General features: G+C 45.6%; 11 protein-coding genes. 8 read left to right on the forward strand and 3 right to left on the reverse strand.

All coding sequences use genetic code 11. The features are described 5' to 3' along the window. Positions 1-90: 90 nt before the first annotated feature. From QMA01_RS10095 to QMA01_RS10105, 3 genes are read right to left on the reverse strand one after another with little or no spacing between them, the layout of a single operon-like run. Complete coding sequence (locus QMA01_RS10095; RefSeq protein WP_290214901.1) at positions 91-2670, reverse strand: YfhO family protein; 2580 nt, start codon at positions 2668-2670, stop codon at positions 91-93. A 19-nt stretch (positions 2671-2689) separates the two neighbouring features. Continuing rightward, on the reverse strand, positions 2690-3085 hold the full coding sequence (locus tag QMA01_RS10100) for a GtrA family protein (RefSeq protein WP_203338887.1): 396 nt from the start codon (positions 3083-3085) through the stop codon (positions 2690-2692). Then, the gene (locus QMA01_RS10105; RefSeq protein WP_290183893.1) at positions 3075-4013 is read right to left on the reverse strand and encodes a glycosyltransferase family 2 protein; all 939 of its coding nucleotides are present in this window, start codon (positions 4011-4013) and stop codon (positions 3075-3077) included. Before QMA01_RS10105 ends, QMA01_RS10100 begins: the two co-directional genes overlap by 11 nt. A 314-nt stretch (positions 4014-4327) precedes the next feature. Between QMA01_RS10105 and QMA01_RS10110 the strand changes: the two genes are divergently transcribed. The 8 genes from QMA01_RS10110 to QMA01_RS10145 all read left to right on the forward strand — a co-directional run bounded on the left by QMA01_RS10110 (position 4328) and on the right by QMA01_RS10145 (position 12745). Continuing rightward, positions 4328-4939, forward strand: a complete 612-nt coding sequence (locus QMA01_RS10110; RefSeq protein WP_146555821.1) for a TerD family protein — start codon at positions 4328-4330, stop codon at positions 4937-4939. Between the two features lie 15 nt (positions 4940-4954). Further along, positions 4955-5533, forward strand: a complete 579-nt coding sequence (locus QMA01_RS10115) for a TerD family protein (RefSeq protein ID WP_191714980.1) — start codon at positions 4955-4957, stop codon at positions 5531-5533. A 107-nt stretch (positions 5534-5640) separates the two neighbouring features. After that, on the forward strand, positions 5641-6786 hold the full coding sequence (locus QMA01_RS10120) for an HpcH/HpaI aldolase/citrate lyase family protein (RefSeq protein WP_290214902.1): 1146 nt from the start codon (positions 5641-5643) through the stop codon (positions 6784-6786). Then, complete coding sequence (locus QMA01_RS10125) at positions 6719-8089, forward strand: phosphoribosyltransferase domain-containing protein (protein ID WP_290214903.1); 1371 nt, start codon at positions 6719-6721, stop codon at positions 8087-8089. The genes QMA01_RS10120 and QMA01_RS10125 overlap by 68 nt, the downstream gene beginning before the upstream one ends. Further along, positions 8086-9195, forward strand: coding sequence for a cysteine protease StiP family protein (locus QMA01_RS10130; RefSeq protein WP_191714983.1), 1110 nt, complete (start codon positions 8086-8088; stop codon positions 9193-9195). Before QMA01_RS10125 ends, QMA01_RS10130 begins: the two co-directional genes overlap by 4 nt. Next, positions 9192-10004 (forward strand): HAD family hydrolase, encoded by an 813-nt coding sequence (locus QMA01_RS10135; protein ID WP_290214904.1) that lies wholly within the window; start codon positions 9192-9194, stop codon positions 10002-10004. The genes QMA01_RS10130 and QMA01_RS10135 overlap by 4 nt, the downstream gene beginning before the upstream one ends. A 24-nt stretch (positions 10005-10028) precedes the next feature. Further along, positions 10029-11642, forward strand: a complete 1614-nt coding sequence (locus QMA01_RS10140) for a YceG family protein (protein WP_290214905.1) — start codon at positions 10029-10031, stop codon at positions 11640-11642. Positions 11643-11662: 20 nt separating this feature from the next. Further along, on the forward strand, positions 11663-12745 hold the full coding sequence (locus QMA01_RS10145) for a toxic anion resistance protein (protein ID WP_203338894.1): 1083 nt from the start codon (positions 11663-11665) through the stop codon (positions 12743-12745). Positions 12746-12751: the final 6 nt, after the last annotated feature.

Below are 12751 nucleotides of genomic sequence, written 5' to 3' on the forward strand. Positions count from 1 at the left end.
TCCTCGAAATCGTGTTATTCTACATTACACTTAATGGCTGATGAATAAACGCAATTTTCTGAAATGGATTCTTTTGTAGGAGAAAAAGAGCTATTCTTTTCTTTTACGGAATACGAACATCAGTCCAAGCAAGGCAGACAGAACACTGATGATGAGTGCAGGTTTGAAGAAAGGTGGGCTGTAGCTCAACGAAACTTGATTATCTCCTGATTCTAAAGGTACCGCGATAAAAGCAAAATCCGCCTTTAACACCTCCACTTTTTGGCCATTTACAGAAGCCTTCCAGCCCCGCTCATAAGGGATCGGCAACTTCAAGTAACCCTCATTTTCTGGATTGGCGTAATTCAGGCTGACATTGCTGCCATCGATAATCAGGTTGCTGGCTAAATCAGGCTGATCGGCTTGTTGCCGCAAGGTCTTATAGTCTTCGGCAGAGAGCTGGATTCCGGTTAACTCATAATCGCCTTTCGGAAGGCGAATTTCGATTTGTTGTTCAGCAGGAATACGGATTGTGATGTCATCCACAAATGTTTTGTAGACAGACTGGTTGGATTTTCTGGTCGTGTGATAATCATTGACAGCAAGCGGAAATCCTTTGTCTGCAGCTTTGTTTTCCAAGTGGAAGGAGACGAACAAATCGTTCACGGATTCGGGAAGAGCTTCTATGTCTATGCTTAAGCCTCCGCTTTCTTCCGTAACCTGCAGATGATTGCCGTCATAAGACCCGCCCACCGCTGTCACGTCAAAGTCAGGGGAGGCGCCAGCGTCTGCTTCGAGTACCTCCGTGCCTTTTGCCTGCTCGAGAATGATGCCTGTGAGCATGGCCTGTTCGCGCATCAATGGAGACATTTCCAACACTTGCTGTTCTTCATAGACTGTCGAAGTAGAGCGTGCAAATGGCAAGACATGATTGTTTTCATAGACAGCGAAATTATCTGTCGCATACATTTCAGTGAAGCCGTATGGAACATTGTCATCCCCGTGCGGGCGGATGACGTATTTCCCCTGCAGCATGCTGTGCAGATTAGCGCGGTTGCCAAGCGTTGCGTAACGGCTCACGCTTTCACGCCCCATGTCTATTTCAAGATCATATAAGTAAAAGTACAGTAAGTTTTTATTCAAAATACTGGAATAGGCACTCAAGCCTTGGAAGTCCTGGACAATGGGTGTGTTGTTTCGGACGCCTTCCATCCATTCAATGCGGTAAGGGCCGCCGGTTTCTTTGGCCTGCACATGATCCAGCAGTTCCTGGATCTCAGGGTCATCATAATCCGCCCCGGTCATCAGTTCTTCACCAACTTGAGCAATATCACCATCGTAAAGAATCTTCTCGACTTGGTAGGTATTTGCGAACAGCAAAGTCCATGCAAATAAGAAAGCCATCAAAAAACCTTTAAACAAAGATTTTTTGAATTGAACGTAAAAGAATAGCAGGAACATCGTGATCAGCAGGTTGATGAAAGTGAGAACCGAAACCCGCGAACCAATCGCTAATAATTCATCGCTCCAAGCATACAAGGCAAAACAGAAAGTCACCCCAACTGCTGCAATTGCAAATCGCCGCATTGTGAATTGGTGCAAGTGGTCAAATGCAACGGCAACTGCACCACCCATCACCAGCGACAAAAAGTATTCCCAGCGGTATTGAGGAGCAGAGAAACCATTAAAAACGCTGCCGATCAAGGGACTGTGGTGCATGATAACTCCGGCGATGCCAAGGATTGCAAACAAGCGGAAGGTTTTATGACGATACAGGAAACCACAAAACAGCAGCAAGACGAAAAATGCGGGCAAGACGATAAAACGGCTATTGAACAAAATATTGTCGGTTAGATCAAGCCACGGAATGTCCTGCTGAAATGGCGGCCGGTGATTGTTCAAGTAGGCATAGACGGCAGGGATGAAGGAAACAGCACTGATGCCAGCTCCAATAAGCCCTGACACGACGAAGTTCAGCAATATTTTCTTTTTGTCTCTTTCACTTTCAGTCAACGGGATGAACAGCCGGACCAGAATATAAATGGCAGCCAGCAAAAAATTGATGTAGGCAAAGTAAAAATTGTCGATCATCGAAATAGCGACTGCTGCCAAAAACCAGCCTGGCTTTTTTTCGCGGAAAATCTTTTCGGCACCGAACAATAAAATCGGCAGCCATATAAAGGCATCAGCGAAAAATTCCCAATAGGTCACATGGCGGAAATACATACCTGAAATGCCGTATAGGGAAGCACCGAGAAGTGCTGCGTATTTCGAGATTTTCATATACATAAAAAAACGTGTTGTAATGAACAAGACAGCAGCCAAGCGGATGATGCTGATTAAGACAGCGGCATTCGCCCAAAACAGTACATCCGTTGTCTGGATGATGTTGATTGTTTTTAAAATGAAGACAATGGCGACTGAAATCAGAAATACGATAGACGTGGAAAAGTAATAAGACAGTTCACTGAATGTGCCTGCTCCAAGTCCGAAATCAAACGAGTAGAAAAATTCCCCACGGGTATATTGTTCATATAGAAGATGCTTGAAAGGCATCATCTGTGAAAGACCATCGTTGATTCCCACCATAAAATGGCCGTGCGACCATTGATACAAGAAAACAGCATGCCCGATTGCTGATAAGATTAAACTGAATAATAACAGAAGAAGTGCAGGGCGTAGCTTTTGCATAGAGTCACCGTCTTTTTGGTTATTTTGGATGGACTTTATCTTTGAGAATTTTGCTTGATACCACAAAAGTTATCGGAACTGTAAACAATACGGCGGCAAAAGGCGCAATATTGCTGTTCAGGTGAAGAAACTCAACGAAAATGAAAATAAGGGCTGTTGAAACGGACATATTGACAACCTGAGTCAACGGGAAGTACAGGTACTTTTTAAGCGTAGGCTTGATCCGGTAAGTCACATAACAGTTTAAGAAAAAGGAAATGTTCAAACTGATGAGAAAGCCGACAATATGGGCCAGCAGATAAGGCAGTGCAAATACATTATGGAGCACCAGGTAGATGCTGTAATAGCTTATGGTGTTGACCACACCAACAAAAATGAAGCGTGTGAACTCGGTGTTTAATGTTTTAAGGCTCATCGTATTCATCCACGTTGCTGATGTCTACAAGAAAATGCGGACGCTGTTTGGTTTCATTATAGATGCGTCCGATGTATTCGCCGATGACTCCGAGACTGATCAGCTGGATGCCTCCGAGCAAAAGAATGGCTGTAATTGTTGTAAAGTAACCGGGAGCACCGATGCCTTCACGCAGAATATTGTATAAGGTGAAGAAAATATAGATGAGTGACAGGAAAAGAACGAGAAAGCCCGTATAAAAACAGACGCGCAACGGCTTCATATTGAACGAAATGATGCCATCGATGCCGTAATTGACCAAACTGTTGAATGACCATTTTGAATCACCGTCAGTCCGCAGGACATTTTCATAGTTGATCGTCTTTTTGCTGAGGCCGATCCAAGAAAACAGCCCTTTGGAAAAACGGTTGCTTTCACTCAATGCCAAAATCGCATTAATGGCTTTGCGGCTTAATAATCGGAAATCGCCTTCGCCATCCTGCAAGTCGACGTCGGTGATTGAATTGATCAGTTTGTAGTACAGTGAAGAAAACAGGGAGCGGATTTTGGAATCGCCGGTGCGTGAGCGCCTTGCCACAACTTGATTGAATCCTTCTTCGTAACCTTTGACCATTTCACCGATCAGAGTAGGCGGATGCTGCAAGTCGCTGTCCATGACAATGGCAGCATCGCCTTTGATGCGTTTCAAGCCGGCGAGCATGGCGGACTCTTTTCCAAAATTCCGCGTCAGCGAAATATATTTAACGGTGTCATGCACTGCTGCCAATTTTAAAATTTCCTGCAATGTACCGTCACTGCTGCCATCATTGATGAACATAATTTCATAACGATATGGAAGCTCCTCAAGTTCCTTCACCAATTTGGCATACATGGAAGCGATATTGGCTTCTTCGTTAAATGCCGGAATTACAATGGAGATAAGCTTCATGTTTAATTCCCCTTTCAAACTGCTTCTGAAAAATCTTCTTTAGTTTTATTACCCGGGCCATTTAATAAGTATGCCTGACGAAAATGAAACTTCCTGGCCCTCAATACGTATTAGTATACGTCAGGTGTTTTGAGAAAACATTTGTCTGAAAATTCAGCGGGTTTTCGCCGATGCTTACGGGCTTGAGGCAATTGGATTTATTACGCTGGAGACTGGGAATCGGAGTCTGACGATAGGCTTTATTCGTTGAATTTTACTTGTTGGACCGATACCATTAAAATAGAATACATACTGATGAATGGAGAGTGTTAAGAATGGCGATCAATCTCGTAAAAGGTCAGAAAATCGATTTAACAAAAGGACGTTCATCGCTTTCAAGCATCATGGTAGGCCTTGGCTGGGATCCTGTTGCGACTAAAAAAAGCGGCGGATTTTTAAGCGGCCTATTAGGCGGCGGAGGCGGAGCTGATGTTGACTGTGACGCATCCGTATTGCTGCTGGATGAAAACGGCAAGCTGACTGCTAAAGAAAACCTGATTTATTTCGGGAACAAGAAAAGCAAAGACGGCAGTGTTGTCCATTCCGGTGATAATTTGACCGGTGAAGGCGAAGGGGACGACGAAGTGATCAACATCGACTTGAAGCGTATTTCGCCTTCTATTCATCGCCTGGTTTTTGTTGTGAATATTTACAATGCAAAACAGAAAAAACAGGATTTCGGCATGATTGAAAATGCTTTTATCCGCCTGGTCGACAACCAGTCGAAAGAAGAGCTAGTTCATTACAACCTTACTGATAATTATGCAGGCAAGATGTCGCTGATTACAGGAGAATTATACCGCCAAGGCGCAGAATGGAAATTTTCAGCGATAGGCGAAGGTGCTTCAGAACCCGATATTGGATCAATTGCAAACAAATATTCTTAAGGAGTGAAATGACGAATGGCTATTAACTTATCAAAAGGGCAAAAAGTAGATTTGACGAAAAGCAACCCTGGACTGTCTAAAGTGATTGTAGGGCTAGGCTGGGACACTAATAAATATGATGGAGGACAGGATTTCGACCTGGACTCATCGGTCTTTCTGTTGAACAGTGAAGGGAAAACGGCTTCAGAAGCCGACTTTATCTTCTACAACAATACAATAGGAGCCGGCGGGGCAGTGGAACACACTGGAGATAACAAAACCGGAGAAGGCGAAGGAGACGACGAACAGGTTAACGTCAACCTTTCAGCTATTCCGGCATCCATCGAAAAAGCGACTTTCACCATTACCATCCATGACGCTGAAGCACGCGGCCAGAACTTTGGCCAGGTCAGCAACTCATATGTCCGTATCATCAATGGAGACACAAACGAAGAATTGATCCGCTATGATCTGGGAGAAGATTTTTCAATTGAAACAGCAGTCGTGGTCGGCGAACTTTACCGTCACGGTGGAGAATGGAAATTCAACGCCATTGGCAGCGGTTATCAAGGCGGCTTAGAGTCTCTTGTTAAGGACTTTGGCTTAAACAGCTGAGGAAACGATGGAAAAGCAAGGAGACTTTCTCCTTGCTTTTTCTCCATTCATATATGAAATGATAATTTGAACGGGCTGTAGGCAGCCGCATGCCGGGAGGATCACACATGAGACATTTTAACGTATTGACCGATTCTGATTTAAAGACCTTTTTTAAATATTCCCCGGCAGAATTCAACCGTGATACGGAACGGGAGACCTTAGCATTGGCATTGGGCGCAGCACTTTATACACCGGGATCCAAAGTGGATTTTGCCCAGAAGATTTTAAGTGGAAATTACAGTACAAAAGCATTTGCAGGTTTGACGACATTGATCATCTGTCTGGAAGATGCAGTTGCCGATTCGGAACTGGGGCAGGCAGAAGAGAATGTTGTCGGTGAACTGAAAAAGCTGGCTGCAGCAAATGCTGAACAACTTGCCGCCGGGCCGGTACTTTTTTTGCGCGTCCGGACCCCGAAACAGCTGGACAAGCTGATTGAACAGGCAGGAGACGCTTTGAGTGTATTAACGGGAATTGTATTTCCAAAATGCCTTCCGGCTACTTTGCCGCTGTTTTTTGAGGCATTGGATCGTGCCAGTGCAGCAGCCGGCAGAAAGCTTTATGCGTTGCCTTTACTTGAAACAAAAGAAGTGCTGTACAGTGAATTCCGGGAAAAGACATTAGCAGAGCTGCATCAGATTATGCAGTTGGAAGCTGACCGGATTTTAACGGTTCGGGTAGGGGCTACAGACTTTTCCAGTTTGTATGGCCTGCGGCGTCCGGCGGAACGGACAATTTACGATGTCCACATCATCCGTGATTGCTTGACGGCCATCTTGAATCGTTTTGGCCGTGCGGAAGATGGTTTTACGGTTTCAGGACCGGTGTACGAGCATTTTTCCGGAGGAGAACGTCTATGGCTTTCGTCTAAGCCTGAAGCGACGCTGTGGGAAGAAGTCCAGCTGGATATATTAAATGGATTTAAAGGGAAAACCTGTATCCATCCGTCGCAGATTTCTATTGTCAATGCGGGCTATATCGTCTCGCTCGAGGCTTACGATGATGCTAAAGTAATTCTTAATGAAAGTACCAAACGCAACGGTGTTCTGCAAAGTCCGAAGCGCAACAAAATGAACGAAGTAAAACCACATTTGAGTTGGGCAAGAAAAATTGCCGCTCAAGCGGAAATCTACGGGGTGCTGAATGAAAACTATCAACCAATCGATGTCCTCAACCATATCCGGGCAAAGCAATTGTCAAATCAATACTAAATTGTGGGATAATCTGGATATCAATATTTCAATAAAAAATACCTATCCCGGCCTATCGCCGGAATCGCTTTTTTCTGTGGCGCTGCGAGTTAATAAAAAACGCCAATTTCTATTCGTCAGCAAGCTGATTGCCAAGCATTTGGCTGTCCATCCTTCTCTGGCTCTTGGAACAGGCACCTTACTGGCGTCGCTGTTGGTGGAAGAAATGGGGCTCGACGGGTTTCCAGATACGAAAGCTCTTGTGAAGATGATTGAAACTGGAGCGGCTGATCGTGAAACCAGCGTTGCATCGCTCCAATTTAAAAAAGTTCTGCCGAAGAAAACTGTCTTTATTGGCATGGCTGAAACGGCAACAGGCCTAGGCCATTCGGTTTTTCAGCATTTCGACGAGGCAGCTTATATTCATACGACGCGCGAAGAAATTATCGGCATGACCCCATCTTTTGTCTTTGAAGAAGAACATTCCCACGCAACATCCCATAAAGTGTACGCGCCGTCCGGTATGCTGGAAGACGCGGATACTATCGTCCTGATTGATGATGAAATCTCAACAGGCAATACCTTATTGAATCTGGTTTGTGCACTTGACGATCAGTTTCCGGGGAAAAGCTATGCTTCTCTTTCGATTCTCGATTGGCGAAATGACAGCCAAAAAGAGAAAATGGAAAAAATGGCTGCCGACCGGAAAATCAACCTGACTGTTTTGTCTTTGATGGCAGGCCATTTCGAATTGGTCCACAGTTCGGCTCCAGAAGAACCTGAACAGGCTGTTTTAATCGGAGGAGGTTCCAGGATTCCGGACATCGAATTGGCTGGAGAAAGGCTCTCTGTGGGTTCAAAGACTGGGCAGCATTACATCCCGTATACAGGCCGTTTCGGCATCAGCAGCCAACAGCAGGATGAAATCTGTGCTTGGGCTGAAGCCGCTGCAAAACAGGTCAAATCCACGAGCCAACAGGCATTGGTTATCGGTATAGGTGAAAATATGTACCTGCCTTTGCGTTTCGCGTTGGCGCTGGGCGGCAATCCACTTGTCCAAACGACGACCCGCAGTCCGATTTTTGCTTCTGAGACAGCTGGCTATCCGATCAAGGAAAAAGCGAAATTCGAGTTGCCCGATGCTGAGGAAACAAGCCAATTCATCTATAATTTGAATAAATTGGATATTGACCGAATTTACTTGTTGGCTGAATCTGTCGTCGAACAATCCGAATGGCAGCCGCTGCTTGCTTATTTGGAGAAAAAAGCGCCAGTGGAATGGATATCCCTGACAACCACCAAAAGGAGTGACGGAGTCGAATGATAACAACCGGTCTAGTGAAAACGAGTTACCCGAAAGAAGATATCACATTCCTGTTGAAAGACGTAAGTGAGGAATTTGTCGAAAGTACCTTGGAGGAACGGGAAAAAGCCGTTCAAACAGGAGCCCATTATGCAGAACGGCTGCCGATGGAATATCGCCCATCTGATGAATATACGAATCTTTACCATGAAACCGTCGTCAAGACCAAAAAGCAATTAGCTTATCTGGTAGGGCTGGTGACACGCCGTATCTTCATGAATGCCGGAACGGATGATATTGTCCTTGTGTCATTGGCGCGCGCAGGCAGCCCAATCGGGATCTTAATCCGCCGTTATGCCCAGCAAATGATGGGAATGGACTGGCCGCATTACAGCGTATCGATTTTACGGGATAAAGGCATTGACGAAAAAGCGATCAATACGATTCGCGCTGCCCACCCGAACAGCCGCATCCAATTTGTGGATGGCTGGACAGGAAAAGGCGCTATCCAAAAAGAGTTGACGAAATCGGTCAACAGCCTCAATGAAGAAAAAGACATGAAACTGCACGATGACATGGCTGTATTGGCAGATCCGGGAGCATGTGCCGTATTGTTCGGGACACGTGAAGACTTCCTTATCCCAAGTGCTTGTTTGAATGCGACCGTCTCAGGCTTGGTAAGCCGTACGATCCTTAACAAGCTTTACATCGGTGAAGATGATTTCCACGGTGCCAAGTTTTACGGGGAGTTGCTGGAAGAAGATTTGTCGAATGACTTTGTCGATCAAATCACAGAATGCTTTGCTGAAACGCGCGGCCAGGTCGAAACGGATGCTGTTTCTTCGCCGGTGACTGCGGAAAGAACCTGGCAGGGCATGAAGGAAGTCGAAGCGATCGGCCAACAGATGTATAGTGAAACCGACTATCATCTGATCAAACCTGGAGTCGGCGAAACGACACGTGTTCTGTTGCGTAGAAGCCCGTGGAAGGTTCTGGTCAACAGCCTTGATAACCCCGACGTCCATCATATCCTCATGTTGGCAAAAGAAAAAGAAGTGCCTGTGGAAGTTGTTCCCGATTTATTCTATCGCGCCATCGGCTTGATTCGATCAGGTAAAGAAATATGACGGTATTATTCGCAAGCGATTTAGATCAAACTTTAATCTATTCCCGCAATTCGATGGGGATGGACGTGTCAGAAGACGAATTAGTGGAAGTAGAGCGCTATGAAGGAAAACCGTTATCTTACATGACAAAAAAAAGTCAGTCAGCGCTATGGAAAATCAACGAGTCTGCATTCTTTTTGCCGGTGACCACACGCACACAGGCTCAATACGAGCGGGTGACGGGAATTTTTGAAGGCCAGGCTCCGCGCTTTGCCGTCATTTCAAATGGTGCCGTCATTTTGGAAAATGGCCAGCCGATCAAAGAATGGTCAGACGGAATTCGCCAGCAATGCGTCAGCCGAAAAACCATCATTACGGAATTGTTGCCGGAAATCGAACGCCATTTTTCAGAAGACTGGGTATTGAAAGTACGGGAAGCGGACGATTGGTTCGTTTATTTGATTGTGGACCGGGCATGTTTCCCGGAAGACAAGTTGGATTTCTATACCGAGACGTTCAAAAAACTTGGATGGGGAATGTCACTCCAAGGCAGAAAACTTTATTTCATGCCGGAAAGCATCACGAAAGCAGGCGCCATGGAGTATATCAAAAAACGTCTGGAAGCAAGCTATGTCATTGCTGCTGGTGATTCGCTGCTGGATCTTGATTTATTGGAAAGCGCCGATTACAGTATGCTCGCTTCCCATGGCGAAGCGGTGAGAAGTGCGGTGCCCGTATCCGGACATGTTCAAAAAACGGAAAAACATGGCATCAAAGCAGGAGAAGAAATTTTGGCCCGTGTTGCCGAAATTTCATTGCAGCGTAAGTAAGCAACAAAGCAAGGAGAGATTCCGATGGTTCAATTGCATCCGATCCCCGCAAAAACCTGGGATCCAGAAAAAATTGGGGAATGGCTGAAAAAACCGATTGTGGATCACAGTGAGACAAAAATTGAAGAAGACCAGATTACGTATCCGCAGCTGCTTGGACAGGTTACAGGGATGCCCCTTGATGCCGATGAATATTTTGCAGCCATCTATAATGTCATCGAAGCATCAGAAGGACGGCTGATCCGGCTTTCCGATAAAATGGACAAGCACATTGAACAGGACCGGCTGCGGACTTTGCAGGATTTGTTTGAAATGAATAAAAAAGAAAAGGGCCTGTCGCCAAACCGCATGGTGGCATTTCTTGACGGCAAAGGGCTGCTGCCAAGATTGAAAGATCCAGGCCTTAACAGAAGGCTGCGCATTGTACTGATTGATATCCTGAAAGCGTTTCAAGAGCAGTCCAGTGGAAATACGACCCATTCTTCCTTCCGCCGCGTAACGACTGATTTGGTCAAATGGATGTTCAACCATATAGAGCCTGAAATTGAAAAGCTGGATCTGGAAAAAGGATTGCCGGGCTTTCTATGGTACGGCAGTGCTTCGGAAAGTGAAACCTGGTTCTTGAAGCTGTCAGCCGCTTATGGCTTCCATGTCATCGTCTATGATCCAAAAGGAGAAGGGTGGTTGGAGCAGGCACTTGGAAAAGAAGGGCTGCACAGCCATAGCTTCCAGGTAAATGCCGAGTCGCTCCTCCCATTCCCGGAAGAAAAGCCGAAGCGTGTCGGGACAGTGGCTTATCGGGCTACTCAGGAAGTGGACCGGCTATTGCATCATGATGATTCTGGACTTTATAAGCCATTCCAATTCAAATCTTACCGGACGCATTCAGTTCGCCTGAAAACGACGATGGATGAAGCTTTCATGCTTGCCAAAGAACGCGCGATGGTTCGCCCCTCGTTTTCAGTAGCGAGCGGAAGCGTCAACATTCCCGTAGTTTTCTCGAAAATGATGGGCATCGAAAAAGACCGAAAGCGCTTCTGGGATAATGTCCATAACCTGACCGAGCGGGAAGATACGAAGCTGGTCCGCAGCTTTCCGTTTATAGAAGAGCGAAAAGGCAACCAGCAATTCCATTACCGGGCTGCGCTTGGAAGAGACGGGCGCCTCGACCCTGAAAAAATGAAAGCCGCCCATTGGTGGAAATACAATAAATTGCCGGATGGGGTACAGACGGCAATCGCAGCGGCAATTGCAAGACATGTAGAGAAACCGATTCTGCTGCCTCAAAACGGCGAATCGTTTGAAGACTTGCAGCTCTATGCTTTTTCTCAATCGATGTCGTTGCCGGATTCGGTGATTCAACTGATCCAGTTATTCGATTATCCGCAATTCGTACCGACTATGTTGTTCTACAATGAAGAAAAAGATGGCGAGTTGAGTCGTGCAGACGCAAATGCGATTGCCTTGATCCACATATTCGGACTTGATGTCATCATCATCAATCCACAAGGGCATCAAGACATTGAACGCTGGGTCGACCCGGAATCGTTCGATACCCATTGGCTGGATGAGCGGAGCTTCAACGAGCCTTACCGTGAACCTTCAGTCGTGAAAAAAATATTCAAAAAATGGCTATAGCCAAAAAGGAGTGAAATGGGATGACCAATATGCCAGATCAAATCGAACAGCAAGAATTGGTGATGAAAGATGAAAACCAGCTTAAAGTTCAATTGAAGAAAGATCCAGAAGTCCTTCAATTGGCTTCGAAGATCGATCCGAAAAACCAAATCGCTTTATTGGAATTCGGCCGTGAGCCTGCCAATGAAATTTCTGCTTTTACAGGAAAAGTGTTGAATTCCGTACAGTCAAACAGCATGGAAGAATCCAGTGAATTGCTGAAGCAACTTGGTAAGATCATGGACAAGTTCGACAAAAAAGATTTTGTTGAAAAGAAAGGCTTCCTCAATAAGATCTTCAATAAAGGCAATAAAGTGATTGAGCAGCTGTTCAATAAATACCAGACGATGGGTACGGAAATCGATAAAGTATATGTTGAAATCACCAAGTATGAAGGCGAAATGAAAAAATCGACGACCACTTTGGAAGAGCTGTATAACCAGAACTTCAACTATTTTATGGAGTTGGAGAAATACATTGCGGCCGGCGACATCAAAGTCGAAGAACTGAAAGCCCAGGAACCGGCTGTCCGTGCAAAAGCGGAATCTGGTGACCAAATGGCTCTCATGGAATTGAACTCTCTGCAAAATGCCATCGAACTTCTGGAACAGCGCGTCTACGATCTTGAAATGGCGAAACAGGTTTCCTATCAATCAGCGCCTCAAATCCGCATGCTTCAGCGTGGGAATACAAAGTTGATTGGGAAAATCAACTCAGCTTTTGTGACGACCATTCCGATATTCAAAACAGGCTTGATCAATGCCATTGCAGCCAAACGGCAAAATCTGGTAGCTGAATCGATGAGCGAGCTGGATCGCCGCACCAATGAAATGCTGTTAAATAACGCCAATGACATTTCACGCCAAAGCGTAGACATTGCCAGAATGTCTGGACAGCCAAGCATCAAGATTGAAACCATTGAACAGACATGGGAGACTATTATGCAGGGGATGAACGACACGCGGGAGATTGAGCAGGAAAATCGCAAAATGCGTGAAGAAGGACGTCTCCGCATCGAAGAACTGCAGAAAAAGTACGAAGACACACAACGTAAAGCTAAATAATCGGAG

This window comes from Planococcus notacanthi (assembly GCF_030407825.1).
Taxonomy (GTDB): domain Bacteria; phylum Bacillota; class Bacilli; order Bacillales_A; family Planococcaceae; genus Planococcus; species Planococcus notacanthi.

What these genes read in the sequence shown, in the direction of transcription:
- QMA01_RS10095 (WP_290214901.1), bottom strand. Translation starts at nt 2,670, where the DNA reads ATGCAAAAGCTACGCCCTGCACTTCTTCTGTTATTATTCAGTTTAATC.
- QMA01_RS10100 (WP_203338887.1), bottom strand. Translation starts at nt 3,085, where the DNA reads ATGAGCCTTAAAACATTAAACACCGAGTTCACACGCTTCATTTTTGTT.
- QMA01_RS10105 (WP_290183893.1), bottom strand. Translation starts at nt 4,013, where the DNA reads ATGAAGCTTATCTCCATTGTAATTCCGGCATTTAACGAAGAAGCCAAT.
- QMA01_RS10110 (WP_146555821.1), top strand. Translation starts at nt 4,328, where the DNA reads ATGGCGATCAATCTCGTAAAAGGTCAGAAAATCGATTTAACAAAAGGA.
- QMA01_RS10115 (WP_191714980.1), top strand. Translation starts at nt 4,955, where the DNA reads ATGGCTATTAACTTATCAAAAGGGCAAAAAGTAGATTTGACGAAAAGC.
- QMA01_RS10120 (WP_290214902.1), top strand. Translation starts at nt 5,641, where the DNA reads ATGAGACATTTTAACGTATTGACCGATTCTGATTTAAAGACCTTTTTT.
- QMA01_RS10125 (WP_290214903.1), top strand. Translation starts at nt 6,719, where the DNA reads ATGAAAACTATCAACCAATCGATGTCCTCAACCATATCCGGGCAAAGC.
- QMA01_RS10130 (WP_191714983.1), top strand. Translation starts at nt 8,086, where the DNA reads ATGATAACAACCGGTCTAGTGAAAACGAGTTACCCGAAAGAAGATATC.
- QMA01_RS10135 (WP_290214904.1), top strand. Translation starts at nt 9,192, where the DNA reads ATGACGGTATTATTCGCAAGCGATTTAGATCAAACTTTAATCTATTCC.
- QMA01_RS10140 (WP_290214905.1), top strand. Translation starts at nt 10,029, where the DNA reads ATGGTTCAATTGCATCCGATCCCCGCAAAAACCTGGGATCCAGAAAAA.
- QMA01_RS10145 (WP_203338894.1), top strand. Translation starts at nt 11,663, where the DNA reads ATGACCAATATGCCAGATCAAATCGAACAGCAAGAATTGGTGATGAAA.